General features: G+C 39.6%; 18 protein-coding genes. 9 read left to right on the plus strand and 9 right to left on the minus strand.

Annotated elements, in window-relative coordinates:
* Window positions 1-1,086, minus strand: a complete 1,086-nt coding sequence (locus JHD79_RS05080; protein WP_199118124.1) for a HEPN domain-containing protein — start codon at window positions 1,084-1,086, stop codon at window positions 1-3.
* A gap of 8 nt (window positions 1,087-1,094) precedes the next feature.
* A complete protein-coding gene (locus JHD79_RS05085) occupies window positions 1,095-1,973 on the minus strand; it encodes a hypothetical protein (RefSeq protein ID WP_199118125.1) in 879 nt (292 codons plus the stop codon).
* 102 nt (window positions 1,974-2,075) lie between these two features.
* Between JHD79_RS05085 and JHD79_RS05090 the strand changes: the two genes are divergently transcribed.
* Window positions 2,076-2,750 (plus strand): helix-turn-helix transcriptional regulator, encoded by a 675-nt coding sequence (locus JHD79_RS05090; RefSeq protein WP_199118126.1) that lies wholly within the window; start codon window positions 2,076-2,078, stop codon window positions 2,748-2,750.
* Between the two features lie 144 nt (window positions 2,751-2,894).
* On the opposite strand, the gene JHD79_RS05095 is transcribed toward JHD79_RS05090, so the two are convergent.
* From JHD79_RS05095 to JHD79_RS05105, 3 genes are read right to left on the minus strand one after another with little or no spacing between them, the layout of a single operon-like run.
* The gene (locus JHD79_RS05095) at window positions 2,895-3,293 is read right to left on the minus strand and encodes a VOC family protein (RefSeq protein ID WP_199118127.1); all 399 of its coding nucleotides are present in this window, start codon (window positions 3,291-3,293) and stop codon (window positions 2,895-2,897) included.
* 25 nt (window positions 3,294-3,318) lie between these two features.
* Complete coding sequence (locus JHD79_RS05100) at window positions 3,319-4,293, minus strand: energy transducer TonB (protein ID WP_199118128.1); 975 nt, start codon at window positions 4,291-4,293, stop codon at window positions 3,319-3,321.
* 35 nt (window positions 4,294-4,328) lie between these two features.
* Window positions 4,329-4,823 carry an RDD family protein gene (locus tag JHD79_RS05105; RefSeq protein WP_199118129.1) on the minus strand — a complete coding sequence of 165 codons (495 nt, stop codon included), beginning with the start codon at window positions 4,821-4,823 and terminating at the stop codon, window positions 4,329-4,331.
* A 169-nt stretch (window positions 4,824-4,992) separates the two neighbouring features.
* Between JHD79_RS05105 and JHD79_RS05110 the strand changes: the two genes are divergently transcribed.
* On the plus strand, window positions 4,993-6,420 hold the full coding sequence (locus JHD79_RS05110; protein ID WP_199118130.1) for an L-serine ammonia-lyase: 1,428 nt from the start codon (window positions 4,993-4,995) through the stop codon (window positions 6,418-6,420).
* A 97-nt stretch (window positions 6,421-6,517) separates the two neighbouring features.
* Here JHD79_RS05110 and JHD79_RS05115 read toward each other — a convergent pair whose 3' ends face one another.
* The 3 genes from JHD79_RS05115 to JHD79_RS05125 all read right to left on the minus strand — a co-directional run bounded on the left by JHD79_RS05115 (window position 6,518) and on the right by JHD79_RS05125 (window position 9,093).
* Complete coding sequence (locus tag JHD79_RS05115) at window positions 6,518-7,132, minus strand: FMN-binding negative transcriptional regulator (protein ID WP_199118131.1); 615 nt, start codon at window positions 7,130-7,132, stop codon at window positions 6,518-6,520.
* Window positions 7,133-7,193: 61 nt separating this feature from the next.
* Window positions 7,194-8,525 (minus strand): carboxypeptidase-like regulatory domain-containing protein, encoded by a 1,332-nt coding sequence (locus JHD79_RS23120; RefSeq protein WP_199118132.1) that lies wholly within the window; start codon window positions 8,523-8,525, stop codon window positions 7,194-7,196.
* On the minus strand, window positions 8,515-9,093 hold the full coding sequence (locus tag JHD79_RS05125) for an RNA polymerase sigma factor (protein WP_199118133.1): 579 nt from the start codon (window positions 9,091-9,093) through the stop codon (window positions 8,515-8,517). Before JHD79_RS05125 ends, JHD79_RS23120 begins: the two co-directional genes overlap by 11 nt.
* A 166-nt stretch (window positions 9,094-9,259) precedes the next feature.
* Here JHD79_RS05125 and JHD79_RS05130 point away from each other — a divergent pair, with 166 nt between their 5' ends.
* The 3 genes from JHD79_RS05130 to JHD79_RS05140 all read left to right on the plus strand — a co-directional run bounded on the left by JHD79_RS05130 (window position 9,260) and on the right by JHD79_RS05140 (window position 12,921).
* A complete protein-coding gene (locus JHD79_RS05130) occupies window positions 9,260-10,129 on the plus strand; it encodes a DUF4349 domain-containing protein (protein WP_199118134.1) in 870 nt (289 codons plus the stop codon).
* 51 nt (window positions 10,130-10,180) lie between these two features.
* A complete protein-coding gene (locus JHD79_RS05135; protein ID WP_199118135.1) occupies window positions 10,181-12,082 on the plus strand; it encodes a VWA domain-containing protein in 1,902 nt (633 codons plus the stop codon).
* Between the two features lie 95 nt (window positions 12,083-12,177).
* Complete coding sequence (locus tag JHD79_RS05140) at window positions 12,178-12,921, plus strand: DUF4197 domain-containing protein (protein ID WP_199118136.1); 744 nt, start codon at window positions 12,178-12,180, stop codon at window positions 12,919-12,921.
* Window positions 12,922-13,275: 354 nt separating this feature from the next.
* On the opposite strand, the gene JHD79_RS05145 is transcribed toward JHD79_RS05140, so the two are convergent.
* On the minus strand, window positions 13,276-14,826 hold the full coding sequence (locus tag JHD79_RS05145; RefSeq protein WP_233164573.1) for a Do family serine endopeptidase: 1,551 nt from the start codon (window positions 14,824-14,826) through the stop codon (window positions 13,276-13,278).
* A gap of 177 nt (window positions 14,827-15,003) precedes the next feature.
* Between JHD79_RS05145 and dapF the strand changes: the two genes are divergently transcribed.
* The 4 genes from dapF to JHD79_RS05165 all read left to right on the plus strand — a co-directional run bounded on the left by dapF (window position 15,004) and on the right by JHD79_RS05165 (window position 20,919).
* A complete protein-coding gene (gene dapF, locus JHD79_RS05150; protein ID WP_199118137.1) occupies window positions 15,004-15,789 on the plus strand; it encodes a diaminopimelate epimerase in 786 nt (261 codons plus the stop codon).
* A gap of 146 nt (window positions 15,790-15,935) precedes the next feature.
* On the plus strand, window positions 15,936-16,508 hold the full coding sequence (locus tag JHD79_RS05155; RefSeq protein WP_199118138.1) for a TetR/AcrR family transcriptional regulator: 573 nt from the start codon (window positions 15,936-15,938) through the stop codon (window positions 16,506-16,508).
* Between the two features lie 21 nt (window positions 16,509-16,529).
* A complete protein-coding gene (locus tag JHD79_RS05160; RefSeq protein WP_199118139.1) occupies window positions 16,530-17,702 on the plus strand; it encodes an efflux RND transporter periplasmic adaptor subunit in 1,173 nt (390 codons plus the stop codon).
* Between the two features lie 37 nt (window positions 17,703-17,739).
* Entirely contained in the window at window positions 17,740-20,919 is a 3,180-nt protein-coding gene (locus JHD79_RS05165) for an efflux RND transporter permease subunit (RefSeq protein ID WP_199118140.1), read from the plus strand.
* The last annotated feature ends 8 nt before the right edge of the window (window positions 20,920-20,927 follow it).

Genomic DNA, 20,927 nt, shown 5'->3' on the forward strand with positions numbered 1-20,927 from the left:
CTATATAGCAAGCGGGCCTACATTATTAAATTCGCAACTAAAGCTTTCCATTTTATAATCAAATAAGTGAATTACTTTTTGGTATAATTCCCTCAATTTATCTCTTAAAAAAAGAATAGTGGATCGATCGACCTCATATTCACGTTGATATCTGGCCTTGGTATACCCTTCTTCCAATAATTTCAAAAAGGCTAGTTCCTCCTCCTCTACCATAGAAAATACGCCAATAATTTCTGGGGCAAACCGCCTTACATTTTTTCGCAGTACATAAAGCGAATGGCACTTGATGTCCTTTCCTTTGAGTACGTTCAACAGGCAGCGGTAGGTAAGCTCACAAGCTTGTTGCAGCATAAAAACCGGCATGGTACATCCCTGTATGCCCAGATAATAATCTGCTCCCTTCAAAAATCCCGCCACCCTTTCCATATCGGCCTTAAAAATACTTTCTATATTCAATCTTATCTTGACAAACAATTCTGGCGAAAACTTTTTGACAATAACCTCATTATCTTTCCTGTATACTATATTATCCTCTATACAGACCGAATTATAGAAAAAATTTCCGGTGTTGATCTGGTGGCATAAACTTCCATAGCTATGGATGGTGCAAACGCCATCTGGGTAGCCCAAAAGAGACAGACTGAGCATATCTTCAAACTCCTCGTAGCATTTGGTACATGATTTCTCCAATACGATAATAAGATCTGGTTTTTGGATGGATTTACTGATGTTGTAAATTGTACCTATGGGAATAGCCTCTTTTAATAGTGATATGATGCCGTTCAAAGACATCACTGTATATTCTGCACGGAATGCAAACTTGCTAATATCATGTATACCTTTCACATCCTGTGAGATGGCACTCATGCTCCTTAAAAGATCCATCAGACTCTCCAGAAAATTTTGTTGATCACATAGTGCTGCCTCTGTAACATTAGATTGAGTACGGTACAATCTATAAAGTGAAGAGAGCTTATGATAAATATCCGAATGGGTATATTTATCAAAAAAGAGTTCAACAATACGATGATGGTCAACCTCATTAACAGTGCCTGTTGTATTCGCTAAATATTCAACTGTTTCCATCTCCCCTCCTATTCAAATGTAGTGACCAGATTTTCCTGAATTTCATCTACAAAATCGGTAAGCCAATAAAAATCGCTTAATACATTTTCAGCATCGGTAGGCAAGCCATTAATATTATAAAGCAAGTAATCAACCAACATCTTCCTCAAACTGATATTTAAGCGCAAGGGCGATATGGCATCCATAAACCTTTTCAGATTGGGAAGTAATTTTAACACTTTTTCTTCCGGCGTTTCTCCTATAACAGTATTTTTCTCCTCCTTAAAAATAGGCCTATCATGGGGCTTTGCAGTAAGGGTTATATTTCCTGATTCTCGTTGGAGGATCAGCCAACAGCTTCCTGCTAATTTGCGCAAATTTCTATATATTTTTTTATTCGAACGTTGGCCATCTGTGCTTCTACAGGTACTTAAACTTTCATTTAACCAATGATATAAATATTGGTGATATTCCTTAAGGCTGAAAGTGCTGAAGCTATTTTTAACGACATGGTATGGATCCAGTAATTCTTCTTTTGTTAGCCCTTTGGGATAGGTTTTCAACTGCGCCCTCTCTTCGTTCAAATAGCGTTCCTGATCTACGGGAGAGCACTTAAGCAGTTCACCAACCACCGTCTGCTCTTGAAACTGGAGCAACCAAGCTGCATTAACCAAGTTACAGGTCATTTTATGATCGAACAATATATTGGCTGGATTGGTTACTGGTTCAATCTTATCACTATACATTAATTTATGCCAATTCTTTAATGTTTCCAGATACTCCTCTAGCGTGGTGAAATTAAAAAAGGTCTGTAAAAACTCATGTGGATCATCCATAAAATCATACACATAGCTTTTATTTACTACTTTGTTGAGTAATCTTTTTGCCGATTTTGCTATCTTGCCCATAGTATAAAAATTTGAGGTGAATGGCTAAAATTATTTCGCTAATTTCCTTTAGCCATTCAAATATATTAGATATATCTAACATTATCTAATAAAAAATTAGATATGAACAAACAAAAAGTACAACAAACTGAAAATCAGAGACTAAAATTAATTGTCAAAGAATTGAATATTACGCAGAAAGATTTTGCCTATAAACTTGGGATCCAACCTGGATCATTATCAGATATTTTAAGGGCAAAGGGAGGAATGAAAATTTCAGATGCTATAAAATACAAACTGAAACAATCACTGCACGTAAACATTGAATGGTTGGAAAGTGGGGAAGGTAACCAATTCCTTGAAACAGGTCCTATTGCTACAAGTGATATCGGTGTGCCCTATTATAACATCAACTTATCTGACACGAGAAGTAAAACGCTACAGGTAATGGAAGAAAAGCCTGATTATTTTGTGAACTACAGGCCCTTTAACGATTGTACAGCCTATCTTCCGGTATATGGAGATAGTATGTACCCCAAATATGCTTCTGGAGAAATTATAGCGGTTAAAGAAGTTAAGAACATTGACGTGATCCAATGGGGCGAGGCCTATGTTATTATGACCAACGAAAATGCGAACGAGCTGAAATGTATCAAAATCATACATGAACACCCTGATTCGAAAAAAATTGTGCTCAAGTCGTCAAACCCTAATTTTAAGGGCGATACCATTATTAACAAGGCCGATATCCTCTCCCTTTACATCATCAAGGGAAAGATTACCAGGAACATGATCTAAACTTAATTGCGTATTATACAAAGTCAGTTATAACAGCAAAAAATACGCCCCTCCAACAAGATTTAATCCGCTAAAGCACTGGCCTTCCCTAAAAGGGGAAGGCCAGTGCTTTTTTTAGGGGGTACGCCCCAAGAATGCTTACTCTTACACACTATCCTGATCCACATCATCTTTGGGTTCCCAAAGCTCAATAATATTCCCTTCCGGATCGAGCACATGGACAAATTTACCATAATCGTATGTTGCAATCTCATCAACAATGGTCACGTTGTTCTTTTTGAGTTCTTCTACCAGGGCAACAATATTCTCCACCCGGTAATTAATCATAAACGGCTTGCTTGATGGATTGAAGTACTTCGTATCCTGCGGAAAAGTACACCAAGATGTTGATCCTTCTTTTGATGGATTATCGGCCTGTCGCCACTCAAATGTTGTTCCATATGCACTGGTAGCCAATCCAAGGTTTTTGGCGTACCATTCGTTCATATCTTGTGGGTTATCGCATTTAAAAAATACACCACCAATGCCTGTTACTTTTTTCATATTTAAGGGTGTTTATAATTAAAATTTATTCAAATCCTAGTCCAAAAGTTAATGGGATATTATATTTTACCCTGACAGGCAAACCACGTTGTATACCCGGTATCCATTTTGGCGAAGATAAAATAACACGGATAGCTTCTTTATCAATTGAAGGATAAACTGACCGTATAATATTAGCTTCTGTTATTCGTCCATCTTTCTCTATAATAAAGCTGATTACTACAACTCCTGAGATATTTTTTCTCAAGGCATCATCAGGATACCTTACTCTCTTGCTCAAATATTTATAAAATTTGGCTAGTCCTCCTTCAAATTGTGGCATAACCTCAACCACTTTATACTTATAAACACTATCATCCACGGTGTTTACACCTTCAATTAGTTTTCCAGAAACATAGTTTTCAACGAAATTAGATTTGCCCGAAAGATGTTTCCCTGTCCATCTGCCATATTTAAAACCATCTTCATAATCGCCCTCTTCAACCAAGGTATCTTTAGCAAGTTCTGTATGCTCAACTAAATGACCATAACCTCCTTTAACATAAACTTTCCCTAAAGAATCTGCTTGATAAACCAACTTAGCCTTAGGTCCAATTTCTTGTTCTGAGGTTTTAGCTGGCAAATATTCTACTTGTTTTTGAACGGCTCCATTTGCAAAAAAATAATGTGCAGTATCTACAGGTTTGTTTTCTACATATTTTATAATGGTTTCCTGGCCACCGTTTCTGTAATAGGTGTAAACCAAACCTTCAAAAATCAAGTTTGGACTGAAAGATGATAGGCGACCGTCCAGCTTTTTGATACCGTTACGGAAAGTCTCTTCAATTCTATAATGAAATTCCCCCGCAGCTGGGGCTTCTATATTACGAATATAATCAGCACTATCCAAATGCTGTACTTCTACGCCGTTATCCTTAAAAAAGAAAGTATACTTCTTTTTTTGTGCATTAACACAAAAACTATAAATCAGTAAAAAGATGAACAGAAAAGTTGGTTTCAAGAGATAAGTAGGTTATAAGTTTGTTCAAATGCTTTTTATAATGGCTTGTTCTTAAGCTCAGCGAAAAAAACATCCTTTCTCTGCTGAAGATTTAATAATTTCTCGTCAACAACAATTGTATCAGACCAGTTATCATGCCATGGAGAGCAAGGACTTCCTAAAGCACTAAATGCGTTAAACGGAACTGCTCTTATAAAATTTCTTGCTAAAAACTGGTTAATCGTTGGTATTTCGCCATTCCTATTCACCGCTTTTGTTCCAGTAATCAATTTGCCCAACGATTTTCCCTGAAAAACCATCTCGATAATAAACATTACCAAACCATACAGGCATAAAGTTAGCAACTTATCTAGCAAACCATTAATGTTTGCTGCCGAGATAATTCCCGGAAAAGCCAACTCCATGATAAACCCGGCAAAAAAAATGATAATATAAAAAGCGATCAAATCAATGATATAGTTGGCCAATCTTTTACCTAAGCTAGCGCTACAATATTCAATATTATCTCCGTAGGTGCTTTCTTGTATCACAACGCTGCTATTTAGATAAATAATAAGACTAACAAACACAATGTTTTCGTCTTCTGCACAAATATATAAATGATTTTAAAAGGGCTCGAATATTGTCACCAAATCTTATTTAATGACAAACAAAACTTTCACTATACTTCAAATCACAAAACAATCGTAGCTTTGTATTATGCCTAATGAACAAATTTCAGTTTTTGACATCTTTAAGATAGGAATTGGCCCATCGAGTTCTCACACTTTGGGGCCTTGGCGTGCTGCCCAGCAGTTCACCAAATCTTTGGCCGACCAAAATCTGTTAGACCATGTAGAACAGGTCAAAATTCTACTATATGGCTCATTGGCCAAAACCGGAAAAGGACACGGTACCGATATCGCCATTCTGTTGGGACTTTCTGGTGGCGATCCCGTTACTTTTGATGTAAATGCCATTGATAGTACCGTAGCACAAATCAAGAATGATCAAAAATTATCCTTGTCCGGGCAATTCGAAATTAATTTTTCCTATCATGAAGACCTGATTTTCCTTTTCTCCGAAAGTCTGCCCTTTCATCCAAATGCGGTCACCTTTCAAGCCTTTCTCTCTTCGGGCAAGGCCATTTCCGAAACCTATTACAGTATAGGCGGGGGGTTTGTAGTGAAGGAGGGGGAAAACCAAAGTGAAAAAGACCAGGTAGAACTGCCATTTCCCATAGAAAAGGCCAGCGAGCTTTTGCATTGGTGCCTGTCTACAGGTTTAAAGGTGAGTGAAATTGTGATGGAAAACGAGGCTGCATGGCGCCCCGAAGCAGAAACCAAGAAAGGGATCCTTCAGCATTACAAAGTCATCCAGGAATGTATTTATAGGGGATGCCACACTGGAGGTTTTTTACCTGGCGGATTAGACGTGGCCCGTCGTGCTGCCAAACTGAACCAACGCTTGATTGGCGATCAGGCCTATACAGATTACAACAGCTGGGTAACTGCTATACGAAATGGAGGTAATGGATTTAATTATATTTTAGATTGGGTAAGCTGTTTTGCCCTTGCCGTAAACGAAGAAAACGCAGCTTTTGGAAGAGTAGTCACTGCGCCAACCAACGGGGCGTCTGGTGTAATTCCTGCGGTATTGCAATATTTCACCACCTTTTGTAATGGTTATAGCGAAGATAAGATTATCCAGTTTATTGCCTGCGCCAGTGAAATAGGCAGTATTTTTAAAAAAGGAGCCACCATTTCCGCAGCCATGGGTGGTTGCCAGGCCGAAATTGGCGTATCATCGGCAATGGCGGCGGCGGCACTGACCGAATGTTTGGGCGGCTCGCAACGACAGGTACTTATGGCTGCAGAGATTGCCATGGAGCACCATTTGGGGCTCACATGCGATCCTATTGGCGGCTTGGTGCAAATACCGTGCATTGAACGCAATACCATGGGGGCTATTAAGGCCATTACCGCTAGCCAGTTGGCTTTACAGAGTAATCCCGACAAGGCAAAAGTAAGTTTAGATGCCGTAGTAAATACCATGTGGGAAACCGCACTAGATATGAACTCTAAATACAAAGAAACTTCTGATGGCGGTTTAGCTACTAATATTCCTATTAGTTTACCTGAATGCTAAAGAAGTTGAAAGTAGAAAGTCCTAAAATCGGCAGAGATCTGTGGAAGAAATCTGTGTAGTCAGCGGGAAAAAGTCCTAAATTCAACAATAAAGCAACCTAACAATTTAAGTCCTTCATCTGTTTTGCAATTTCTTGTGCCCCGGCATCATCGCTTTGCGAAAGTTGATTAACAATATTTTCCCTATTGCTATATGAATGATTCTGGCTCAATTTGAAAATACCTTCTATCTGTGTTACCGTAATCACAAAACCAGCAATTGCCCTTAAATGTTGATTAATATATTCATCAGACATCACATGAAAAGCTGCCGGGCTATCCTGTGCTTCATACTCATTTGTCAGGTTTTTGATCACTGTTCTGGTCTCATCATTGTCCAGTAGCCTAATTGTTCCTTTTGCCTGTACCGACCTGTAATTCCAAGTAGAGGCCGAAGCCGGATTTTCATAAACAGAGGCGCTGATATACGCATGTGCCCCCGTAAACAGGGCCAATACATTCTCATTGGCCAAGAATGCTTCATGATGGTCGGTTTTTTTCATGACATGACCAATCAGTTTAATGTGATCTCCATCCCTTTGTACTTGCAAGGGAACCTGCGTAGCTGATGGAATATGGTCAATTGAGCCTATCAATACCGCAAAAGGGTTTGATTGTATAAACGCAATAAGCTTATCTATATCTTTTTCTAAAAATTTGGAAACTTTGTACATGGAATAACTTGATTAATAGATGAGCGTATGAATAGGATGGCCTTTTCAATTCAATAAGAGTTTAGAAAGTTATCTTCAACATGCCTTTATTCTTGCTTTTGTCATAGATCCATTTTGGTCCCGCATTCAGTAACCGTATAGCCTCTTTCTCCATTTCTTTGTTTGGAGATCTCAGCACTTTAATACGGCTTGGCGAACCATCTTCTTTTACGGTGAACTGCAATTCTACCAGCATATCTCCATTTCTGTACAAGCCATTATTTGATTTCAGGTAATTATTATAGGCTTCCCATCCTGCCAATGGACTGGCCGGGTTAGCAACTGTTGACCTAGGAAATTTCCCTGATAAGGTAGCATCAAAAGCAGTATCTGATTTTAATTTGGACACCGCTCCCGTCATGTTTTTCTTCCGATTGGTCCCGTAGCCCACTACCACCACTTCACTCAATGCAGCGCTATTTTCTTCTAAACGAATATTAAGTTTTTCATCGGCTTTTGCCTCTATATTTTTTTTGTTATAACCAATTGAAGCCACCTCTAATGAAACTTTTTCACCTTCTTTACCCACCGGCAGGGCAAACTCGCCACTTATATTAGTGATGGTTTCCATATTATTTCCTGCCATCCTCACGTTAGCCCCTGGAATAGGCCTTCCCTGACCATCCAATACCACACCTTTCACCGAGCCATGGCTCGCCTGTACCTGAATACCTGCTACCCTGCCCTCTAATGCCTGTACAGGTGGCGCGGGTACTTTGGTAGGAACCGCAGCCGACATATTAATCTGCGAATCGCTTATTTCCCGTTTCAGCTTCGTTGCGGCCACTGGCTTATCATGAAGTACCGAATGGTCCAAAGCTTCATTTTTAGTTGATTTATTCATGGCTACGGCCCCACTTCCTTTGTGTAAGGTTTTATCTAATGCCCGTACCACTTTTTCCTGATTGATCAATGTTTCAGGTTTTGACTTTGCCAAGAAAGTATCTGCAGGTGCTGCAGCGGTTATCTCTGGTTTAATATCAACTTCAATATTTTTAGCCTTATTACTTGCAATTTCTGCTTGTTTTTGCTGGTGGTTTTCTCTACGCATCCAAAACAATACGCTCACCGTAATAAATAGCACGGCAGCCGTTGCCGCAATACTTAATCTTTGTGAAGTGATACGCCACATTTTTCGCTCTACAGGTTTTTGGGCTACCCGTTCCTGCAACTGTTTTTGCAAAAGTGATAAGCTTTGCGCTCGTTTCTTCGATTCGCTTAATCCGGCTAAAGCTTGGGCAACAAAAGGGTCTTCGAGCGAAATTCGCTCAACCTTATACATCATACCGGCATCTAGCTTACCTTCTAGGTAATCATCCAGTACATCAATATCTAACCATTCGTTATTGCCCACTGTTCTTTTCTATACAAATCTTCAAATTCCTTTTTCCATTTTGGATATAGCTCTTCACTTTCAGTATATCATACCCCGTAAGATCGGCCACCTCTTTATAGCACTTTTCCTGAAGATAGAATAAATCTACGCTTCTTCTTTGTTCTTCCGAAAGGGTTTCCATACATTTTTCCATGATGGTCAACTGTGTTTCTTTTGTGTCGTCGATATCTAGATGCACAACATCGCTGTTTTCCACAAAATTATCTTCCATAGTTACCGTTGGATTTTTGGACGACTTTCGCAAAGCCATTAAACAATGGTTTCTGGTCAGCACATGTAGCCAACTTTTAAAATTCTGTACCTGATGGATGCGCAATTTGACCACCAGCTCTTCAAAAATCTGCATTACCGCATCCTTACTTTGCTCTTCATCCTTAAAATAGTTGAAGCAAACCCCAAAAACCAAGTGCATATACTTATTGTAAAGCGTACCTAATACTTCCAAATCCCCGCTTTTTTGATAAGCGGTGACTAGCGAGAGATCATCTTGCTCTCCAATTCGGGATGTATTCTTGATAAACTTCAAACGCTTAGTAATGCCTAAATTTCTCCAAGTATAAAAATATTTTTCGAGATAGATATGGAAAATTACCGATAGCCACATCTACCCTAAAAAGAAAGTTGGTAAGTCTGAGCTATTAGAACAAAATATAGACTTTAATTAAACCATTATCCACCAAAAAACTTAGGATATGAGAACCAAAATTTTAATACTATGCTGTACGCTTAGCATTTTATGCTCTTGTAATAGCAAAGAAAAAGCTATGAGTGCTGTAGCTAACGAACAAGTTTCGCAGATGAGATTAATGGCTCCTGCACCGTCATATGACAAAATTGGGGAAAACCTTTTAGAAACCAAAAGAGAAAATTTAAACAACAAAACCATTGTCGATAAACAGAAAATCATTAAAGATGGCAATATTACGGTAAAGAGCAGCGACATCAACGCTAGTAAAAAAGGAATTGACTATTTGTTAAAAACACTTAATGCCTATTATGAAAACGAAGATCTACAAAATAACGAACAATCTATTTCTTACACCCTTAAAATTCGTATACCGGCACCCAACTTTGAGAAGCTAATTGTAGGGATAGAAAATGGGAGGGATAAAATAGAAAGCAAAAACATACAGACCAGAGACGTTACCGAAGAGTATATTGACATTGAAACTCGTTTGACCAACAAACGCGATTATTTAAAACGCTATAAAGAAATACTTTCAAAAGCTTCGACGGTTAAAGATATTATGGCGGTTGAGGAAAATATCAGGAGCCTTCAAGAAGAAATAGAAAGTAAAGAAGGGCGGTTAAATTACCTGAAAGACCAAGTTGCATTTAGCACCTTAAATATTAGCCTATATAAAGAAAAAGAGTTCGCCAACAATTACCGAGATAGCTTCTTCACAAGGGTTAAAACCGCTATCATACAAGGGTGGGTTTCTATCGTAGATTTTACGCTTTGGGCGATAGGAATTTGGCCTTTTCTCATCGTTACATCTATTTCATTTTTCGCTATCAGACGAATAATTAAAACCCGAAAAAACAGAAAACCAATCAATTAAAGGTTTTAGGCCCTTAATCACTCAAAATTTGATCATTTAAAATTCCAAGATATGAAAACATTACTCACCTCCATTATTACTTTGTTCCTGTTTTTTGGATACAAAGGCTCCTCGACCAGACAGCTTTTTGGTACAGTTACCAATACCGATGGGCTAGCCATGTCAGGTGTAATGATTAAAAGTTTGCCCAGCAACACAACAACAACAACCAACACTAGCGGTAAATACAGTTTTAAAATCCCAACAAAAGACACACACTTGCAGATAACACATCTAGGTTATCAAACCGAAAAAATGGCCATTGGAAAATCCAATCTGGTTAATGTGAGGTTAAAAGAAGATGTAACCGCACTTAACGAAATCAGTGTAGTTGGCTATGGGGTTCAAAAGAAAATGGCCCTCACAGGCTCTGTTTCCTCTATAGCCATGAGCGCACCTTCATTATATGGAAGTAGGGCAGAAAATAGAATTATGAGAGATGTCTATCGTATTCAAAATACCGAGAACTATGCACACATTACCGAAAACACTTTCAAAAAAGCTACTGACAATCCACTTTCTACTTTCTCTATCGATGTAGATGCGGCTTCCTATAGCAATATGCGCAGGTTTATTAATGGTGGTAGTTTACCGCCAAAAGATGCCGTACGTATTGAAGAAATGATCAACTATTTCGATTACAATTATGAGCAGCCTAAAGGTAATGATCCGGTAAATATCGTAACCGAAATTGGTACAGCCCCTTGGAATAACAAACATCGTTTGGTACACATTGGTTTGCAAGCGAAAACTATTCCCAATGATAACCTACCAGCATCGAATTTAGTTTTCTTAATCGATGTTTCGGGGTCGATGGAAGCATACAACAAACTTCCCTTACTAATAAGCTCCTTACACCTCCTTACCGATAATCTGCGGGATCAAGATAAAGTGGCCATTGTAGTTTACGCCGGCAATTCTGGCTTGGTCCTCCCTTCTACACCGGGCGATAAAAAACAAGCCATTAAAGAGGCTTTGAACAAACTTAGCGCCGGGGGTTCTACTGCTGGTGGTGCGGGTATCAGTTTAGCTTACAAAGTAGCTACCGATAATTTTATTAAAGGGGGTAATAACCGCATCATCTTAGCAACCGATGGCGATTTTAATGTTGGCGCCAATAGCGATGCCGATATGCAGACACTTATTGAAGAAAAACGTAAAAGCGGTGTATTCTTAACCGTTCTGGGCTTTGGCATGGGCAATTATAAAGATAGCAAGATGGAAGTTTTGGCCAACAAAGGCAACGGCAATTACGCTTATATAGATAACATTAACGAAGCTAGAAAAGTACTGATAAATGAATTTGGCGGAACTTTATTTACCGTAGCCAAAGATGTAAAATTACAGATAGAATTTAATCCGAAAAAAGTGCAGGCCTATCGTTTAATTGGCTACGAAAATAGGTTGCTAAATAACGAAGATTTTAATGATGATCAAAAAGACGCGGGCGAAATGGGTACTGGCCATACTGTTACCGCTTTGTACGAAATTATTCCTGTTGGCGTAGAAAGCAAGTTTGTTAAAAAAACCGACGCACTTAAGTACCAAAAAAACACCTCATCATCATCTGGCTACACCAACGAAATGCTTACCGTTAAATTGCGCTACAAAAATCCTGATGGGAACAAGAGCAGATTACTGCAACAAGCGGTTAACGACAGCTATCAGGACAAACTGAGCAAAACCAGCGATAACTTCAGATTTTCTGCTTCTGTAGCCATGTTTGGCATGCTACTCCGCCAATCGGAATTTGTTCAGGAAAGCACATTCGAACAGCTCATCAACCTTGCAGACGGCGCAAAGGGGAAAGATGGAGAAGGATATCGGGCAGAATTTATAAGATTGGCCAAGTCTGCACAACTAATGGCAAAAGATTTACGTAATTTTACGGGCATGGAAATGTCTAAAAAATAGGAATACTGTTTTAGGAAGCAGAAACCTAAAAGATTTCTAGCGGCTTAAATAACCGTTCATTTAGATAATTTCTTTTACTCAAAAATTATAAAACAGTGAAAAAAACAGGTCTATACGCATTGGCAGCTGCTACACTTTGCCTAAGCAGTTGCGATGCACAAAGTCAAAGTAAAATAGGAAATATTCTAAATCAGGTGGCCACAGGTGCCAACGCAGGTACCCCCAGTAGCTTGGAAATAGGCAATGCCTTAAAACAAGCTTTAGAGATCGGTACTTCAGCTGGAGCCGACAGGCTTTCTGCAAAAGATGGTTTCTTTGGAAATATGGCCATTAAAATTGTATTTCCTACAGAAGCGCAAAAGGTAGAAAGTACTTTACGTGGCCTGGGTTTAAATGCGTTGGCAGACAATGTCATTCTGAGCCTTAACCGTGCTGCAGAAGATGCTGCGAAAGAAGCAAAGCCTATTTTTATAGCGGCAATCAAACAAATGACCATTGCTGACGCGACCAATATCCTATTGGGTAATAAAGATGCAGCTACCCAATATTTTAAAAGAGTAACCACTGCCCAGCTAATGGAGAAGTTTTCTCCTGTCATTTCCAATAGCCTAAGCAAGGTTGGTGCGACCAAATACTGGACCGATGCCGCAAGTGCCTACAACAAGGTTCCATTTGTAAAACCAGTTACAACCAATCTGACCGAGTATGTAGCCCAGAAAGCAATTGATGGCATGTTTGTGCAAGTGGCACAGGAAGAACTAAAGATAAGAGACAATATTGGGGCCCGTTCTACCGGATTATTACAAAAAGTATTCGGTTATGCAGACACCAAGAAATAATTAACAAACTTGTTAATTTGTTAATAAAAATTTCAAATAGGTAAACCAAATTTTTGCTAGCTTGTTATACTGAAAGACAAGATCAAAAAAGTCCTGTGAACGGGCGATCCGTGTAGGGCAGGCACAGCATAAATAGACTTAGCTATCCTTTAAAAAGCATCCGTTTTGGATGCTTTTTCTGTTTGTGCCCACATCAGCCATTGCCTTAATGTTTAATTTGAAAAACAAAATACCCTCATCGGAATTACTTTTTGTGTATGGCAACTAATAACGACTATAGCCACTATACTTATAAAAAAAGAAGATACCCGTTTGCGATATCTTCTTTTTAAATCATTTATTTATGTGCTGTAATTAGTTGCCGTTAAAAGAGAAGGTAAAAGAACCCTCATCATTTACGCCGGTAATGGTTGTTCTACCATCTCTAGAAGTAGGCAATGCCTTTTCAATATCTGCTGCGCTATTCACCGCTACACCATTTACTTTAGTAATCAGCAAGCCTTTTTTCACATCCCAATAATCAAATAACTGACCCGGTACCACATTCGTTACCACTACACCATTTTTAACATTGTACTTAGCTTTTACCGCTTCAGAAGCAGGGGCAAAGCTAGCACCTAATTTGCTTATACTAGCCCCTGTAGCTTTCTCATTCTCTTTTTTAGCAGCCAAAGCCACCGAGCTTTCTCCTTTAAGGGTTACGCTTACATTTTTCTGGCCACCGTCTGCTTTCAATACGGTCAACTCTACTTTATCGCCAGGGCTCATACGGCCAATTCGCTCTTGTAGATCTGGCGAGTCAAAGATGGCAATGCCATTTACCTTTTTGATGATATCGCCCGATTTGATCCCTGCTGCTGCTGCCGCACCATTAGGAGAAACCTCACTTACATATAAGCCTGTATTTTCCTTGATCTTCAACTGTTCAGCTACATCTGCATCTAAAGCTTGGAATGAAACGCCAATGTAACCGCGTTTAACTGAGCCATATTTCTTGAAATCTTCCAAGATTTTTTTGGCCAGGTTTACTGGAATAGCAAAACCATAACCTTCATTCCTACCAGTCTGCGATGCTATAGCCGCATTGATTCCCACCAATTCGCCGCTTGCATTCACTAACGCACCACCACTGTTTCCTGGGTTAATCGCGGCATCGGTCTGGATAAAAGATTCGATAGAATTGTTGGTACGGCTAGGTTTTACACCAGTCCTTCTATATTCATCATATTCCTCTTCCGTCATCATACCATTCTCTTTGTTCAGAATACCTATATTACGGGCTTTAGCACTTACTATACCTGCAGTAACGGTAGTTTGCAAATCTAAAGGAAAGCCTACGGCCAATACCCACTCGCCAACCTGTACATTATCAGAATTACCCATTTTCACAAAAGGCAGATCAGTAGCATCAACTTTGATCAAGGCCAAATCTGTATTAGGATCCTTTCCAATCACCTTAGCGGTAACCTTACGCCTATTGGACAAAAACACTTCTATTTTATCAGCTTTATCCACCACGTGGTTGTTGGTTACAATATAACCATCTGAAGTTAAGATCACACCAGAACCAGAGGCCGCCTGTGGTTGCCTAGGTACGCGTTGCATACCACCACCAAAGCCAAAAAATTGCTCGAACATATCCTGCATACCGCCTGAGTTACCGCCCGACTTGCTTTCATAAGTGGTCTTGATATGAACTACCGCTGGAGAAACTGCTGCTGCTGCCTGCACAAAATCGGGTGCTCCCGCTGAGGATACTCCAATTCTATTGCTTGCAAACATAGTATTCTGTCTGTCTGCCAGCGAAAAATTATCACTACGGCGCTCTAGTAATTTATAGGCGCCAACTGCTACTGCGCCTCCCAAGAACGCAGCAAAGACAATTAATCCTATTTTCTTTATCATTGTATATTAATTTAATTTTTAATTCTTTTTACTTCTCAATTATTCAAATTTAATACCATATAAACGATATTTGTATACTTAATACACCTAAAGGGTTGTTAAAAAATGTTAAAACTATTTTATTGATTATGTTTTAACTTTTTCAACACAAATATTTTAAGCTTAAATGAAGAAATAATGAACATTAAATTTCATAAATACCAAGGAGCCGGCAATGATTTTATTTTAATCGACCACAGAAACAGCGAAATAAAAAACATTGATAATAAGATAGTTGCACAACTATGCAACCGTAGATTTGGCATTGGCGCCGATGGTTTGATGTTCTTGTTGGCCAGTAATGAGTACGATTTTGAGATGGCTTATTATAATGCTGATGGCAATTTAGGAAGCATGTGCGGCAATGGTGGCAGATGCATAGTGGCCTTTGCCAAACATTTAGGGGTGATTGGCAGTGAAACTAATTTTTTGGCAGTAGATGGGCCTCATTATGCCAAAATTACAGCCGAAGGCAATTGGGTAGAACTACAAATGATTGATGTTGAAAGCATTAATAAAGATGAAAATGCATTTGTACTCAATACCGGATCGCCCCATTATGTAAAGGAAGTTGAGAATTTAGCAGGCCTCGATGTGTATACCCATGGTTATAATATTCGGAATAACAATACCTATAAAGTAAATGGGATTAACGTCAATTTTGTAGAGAAAAAGTCCGATCATCTTTTCGTTCGCACCTTTGAACGCGGTGTAGAAGACGAAACCTACGCTTGCGGTACTGGCGTTACGGCTGTAGCTATGGCCATGGCCGCACAGCAAAACCAGCTCGGCCATATAGAAACGCCCATTAAGGTACTAGGCGGCAACCTACAGATCAACTTCAACTATGATGGCAAAAAATTTACCGATGTATTTTTATGTGGCCCTGCCGAAAGGGTTTTTGAAGGAGAGCTGAACCTATAAACTTTTGGCTTAAACAATTGTTATAGGTAGGCACTTTTGTAACAAAATTTAATCAATTGATTAAATGAGATTTCTCTGACTTTCAAAGTCACCGCACATTCTATTTTTGTTAACAAAATTGTTAAACAATTAAGTTAACGTTTACTTTGAACAAAGAACAACTCATTAAGGAAACTGCAAAGGAATTATTTTTCAATAAGGGATATCTACATGCCACCACACAGGAAATTGCCGACGAAGCAGGCGTAAACCGCTCGCTGATCAACTATTATTTCCGGTCTCGTGATCTCTTATTCCAAACGGTATATAGAGAAGCCGTAGAAGATCTGAAATCACAATTGGACAAAGTCATCTATTCATTGGTTCCTTTTAGGAATAAAATAGAGCTCTTTATAGATGTCTATATGAAGGAGCTCTTGAAATATCCTTATCGCGAATCCTTTCTCATTACGGAAATATGCAGTAAAAATTTCGCCCTGAAAGAAAAGAAGAAAAGTACTGCACTCATTCATTTCATGGACGAAGTTACCCTTGAAATGGAAAAGGGTACCATCAGAAAATCAGAGCCCATACAATTCTTGTTCAACCTGTTCTCCCTAATGGCCTTTCCAGTTATTATGGCCCCATTATATAGAAAGTTATTGGACCTCTCTAAGGAAAAATACAATACCCTCATTGCAGAAAGAAAGCAACTTATTTTAGCAACTATTTTCAATTAAAAACCTCAATACCACACCATAATGAAACAATCCTCACTTTTAGTATTATTAAGCGGCGCAACAGGCCTATTTTTAGCATCTTGTGGCTCGGGCGACAAAAATGCCAAAGGAGCCGCAGGCAAACCTACCGGACCACAATCCTATCCTGTTGTTCAAATTGACGAGCAGAACACCACCTTAGAGAGTGACTACCCTGCAACGCTAGAGGGCCAACAAAATGTCGACATCAGACCGAAAATAGACGGGTTCATTGAAAAAATATATGTTGATGAAGGTGCTACCGTAAAACAGGGACAGCCCTTATTTGCCATTAATGCCCCTCAGTATGAACAAGCCGTGAGAACTGCGCAGGCTTCCATTAAAAGTGCAGAAGCTGAAGTTAATGCGGCACAATTACAGTATAACAAAACCAAACCATTGGTAGACAAGGATATCATCAGCAAGTTTGACCTAGAAAATGCAGCACTTACACTTACCAGTAAAAAGGCTAATCTTGCACAAGCTAAAGCTGCATTGGTAAATGCACAGGTAAACTTGGGCTATACCATTGTTTCCAGTCCAGTAAATGGCGTAATAGGCACCATCCCCTACAAAGTTGGCGCTTTAGTGAGCAGCAATAGCCAACTACCCTTAACTACCGTTTCGAGCATTTCAAAAATATATGCCTATTTTTCTTTAAACGAAAAGCAGCTATTGACCATCTCAAGAAATACCAAGGGCAAAACCTTAGAAGATAAAATCAGGCAAATTCCAAGTGTATCGTTGGTATTGGCAGACGGCACTACCTACGCAGAAAAGGGAAAAATTGAAACGATTAGCGGTCAAATCAACACCCAAACGGGTTCCTCTAGCTTAAGGGCTACATTTCCCAATCCAAACGGTTTATTAAGATCTGGATCTAGTGCTTCGATCAGACTTCCACAGCATCTTCAAAATGCCTTATTGGTTCCTCAAAAATCTACCACCGATATTCAGGGTAAAAAGTTTGTTTACCTGGTTACCGATACGGGTGGAATAAAAAGTACCAATATTGAGATTATGGAGCTGACCAAGGGCAACTTCTTTGTGGTAACCAGTGGTTTAAAGGCAGGAGATAAAATTATATTGGAAGGCTTCGCTTCCTTAAAAGATGGCGACAAAATAAAACCTGTAATCAAACCTGCAGACTCTGTATTTGCCGACGCAAAAAAATAAAGTAGCTCATTTGTCATTCAACTTTTCATAAGAAAATATGTTTAAGAAATTTATCGAAAGGCCGGTTCTATCTACCGTTATCTCTATCATTATTTTAATATTAGGGATACTAGGTATTTTAACCTTGCCTATTTCGCAATATCCAGAAATTGCGCCGCCTACCGTACAGGTATCGGCATCGTACCAAGGTGCCAATGCCGATGTGGTAATGAGCAGCGTTGTCGTTCCTCTCGAAGAGCAGATCAACGGAGTGGAAGACATGACCTACATGACCTCTTCGGCAGGAAATGATGGTTCGGCTACCATTACCATCAATTTTAAATTAGGTACCAATCCAGATTTGGCGGCAGTAAATGTACAAAACCGTGTGGCAAGGGCAACCAGCTTACTTCCCGCAGAGGTAACCCGAGCTGGGGTAATTACGGCAAAAAGACAGTCCAGTAACGTACTGATCTTTGCGCTGTACAGCGATGACCCGGCATATGACCAGAAGTTCTTACAGAACTATGCAGAGATTAACCTTATTCCCCAAGTAAAAAGGATTAATGGTGTGGGCGATGTAAATGCCTTTGGCCAGTCTATTTATACCATGCGTTTATGGCTCAAGCCAGATGTAATGGCCGCTTACAGTCTAATACCTAGTGACATTAATGCCGCATTGGCCGATCAGAATATAGAAGCAGCGCCAGGCCAGCTAGGCGAACAGGGCCAGCAATCTTTTCAATACACCTTAAAATATACTGGTAGATTAAAGGATGAAGCACAGTTTGGCGATATTATTATTAGAACGGCAGAGAATGGACAGGTTTTAAAGCTAAAAGATGTAGCCAGAATTGAGATGGGTGCACAGAGCTATGCCAGTTCTGTGAAGCTCAATGGCAAATCGGCCCTAGGCTTTGCCGTTAACCAAACGGCCGGATCTAATGCAAAAGAGGTAATAGATGGCGCACTTAAAGCGTTGGAAAATGCAAAAGTTGATTTTCCAAAAGGCATTAACTATGAGGTACTAACCAATGTGAACGACTTTTTGGATGCCTCTATAGAAAAGGTGCTGCATACCCTGGTAGAAGCCTTTATCCTGGTGTTTATTGTCGTATTTATATTCCTACAGGATTTTAAATCTACCTTGATTCCTGCTATTTCTGTACCAGTAGCCATTGTAGGTACCTTCTTTTTCTTAAGCTTATTTGGCTTTACCATAAACCTGCTTACCTTATTTGCACTAGTACTTGCCATCGGTATTGTGGTAGATGATGCCATTGTGGTGGTCGAGGCCGTACACGCCAAGTTAGACCAAGGCTATAAATCTGCCAGAAAAGCCACCATTGATGCGATGGACGAGATCACCGGGGCCATTATCTCCATCACCTTGGTTATGGCTGCCGTATTTATTCCGGTGAGTTTCATCAGTGGTTCGTCGGGTGTATTCTTTAAGCAATTCGGATTAACCTTGGCCATTTCCATTATCCTATCGGCTATCAATGCCCTAACTTTAAGCCCTGCATTATGTGCCTTGTTCCTAAAACCGCATAAAGATGATGCAGAACATGGCAAGAAAGGCTTTGTTAAGCGCTTTTACGCCGCTTTCAATACCTCCTTTGAAACCATGACCCGTAAGTATAAAGGTTCCGTTTATTTCTTGGCCAAAAGAAAATGGATGGCGGGCATAGGGCTTTTGGCCTTTATTGTAGCCCTAGTATGGGCCATGAATACTACGCCCAAAGGTTTTGTCCCTAACGAAGATTTAGGCTCTATATTTTCTGATATATCGCTGCCACCGGGTACTTCACAAGAAAGAACCGATGAAGTGGTAAGTAAAATAGATAGTATTGTAAGGACTGTTCCAGAAGTAAGGTTGACACTTAAAGTAGTGGGAAGGGCACTGATTAGTGGTTCGGGCAGCTCATATGGTATGGTAATTAGTCGTTTAAAACCATGGAACGAACGTAAACGTGATGTAAAAACCATTATTGGCGAGCTATTTGCAAAAACCGCCAATATGAAAGAAGCCAAAATTATCTTCTTCGCCCCACCAACCATTCAAGGTTTTGGTACTGGCGGTGGATTTGAGTTCCAGCTGCAGGATAAAACTGGCGGTACTATTGCAAATTTTGCGCAAGTAAGCAATCAGTTTTTGGCCGCGTTGAACCAACGCCCCGAAATTCAGTATGCGGCAACATCATTTAACCCAAATTTCCCTCAGTATTTAATTACGGCCAACGTTGCTAAAATTAAGCAGGCCAGATTGAACGTAAATGATGTGATGAACGTTATGCAAGGTTATTATGGCGGTGTTTACGCTTCCAATTTCAACAAATTCGGCAAGCAATATCGGGTAGTTTATCAGGCCGACCCACAGTATAGGGCCAACTTAGAAAGTTTGAACAATGTATACGTACGTACACCAAGTGGTGTGATGGCACCGATTACAGGATTTATCTCTACTGAAAGGGTATATGGGCCACAAGCCATTTCGAGATTTAACCTTTATACCTCAATTGCCATAACCGGAAACCCTAAACCAGGATATAGTTCTGGCGATGCCCTGAAGGCTGTACAAGAAGAAGCGGCAAAAATTTTACCTCAGGGTTATGGCTATGAGTTCTCTGGTTTATCGAGAGAAGAACAGTCGGCAGGAAGCCAAACCGTATTCATCTTCTTACTGTGTCTGATTTTTGTCTACTTCCTACTTTGTGCCCAATATGAAAGCTATGTACTGCCTCTCGCTGTAATTCTATCTCTTCCTGTTGGATTGGCGGGAGTTTTCATCTTTGATAAGATTTTTGGCATAGACAACAATATCTATACGCAGATTACCGTCATCATGCTGATTGGTCTATTGGCTAAAAATGCTATTCTGATTGTAGAATTTGCCGTAGAAAGACGCAGAAGGGGAATGACCATTTTACAGGCAGCCTTAGAAGGCGCCACAGCAAGGTTACGTCCTATTTTGATGACTTCATTTGCCTTTATCCTGGGTATTATGCCTTTAATGCTATCATTTGGTGTAGGTGCGGCAGGTAATACCTCTATTGGTACAGGTGCTGTTGGAGGAATGTTGTTTGGTACCGTATTCGGCGTATTCGTTATTCCGGTACTGTTCATTGTTTTCCAAACTCTGCAAGAAAAGGTAAGCAGCAAATCTCCTTTTGACCAAAGTGTGATTGAAGCACAAACACACTTAAATTTTGAACAATTAAAAGATCCTGAAGCATAAATTTCAGC

Origin of the sequence: Pedobacter sp. ASV28 (genome assembly GCF_016428855.1) — a bacterium.
Classification (GTDB): domain Bacteria; phylum Bacteroidota; class Bacteroidia; order Sphingobacteriales; family Sphingobacteriaceae; genus Pedobacter.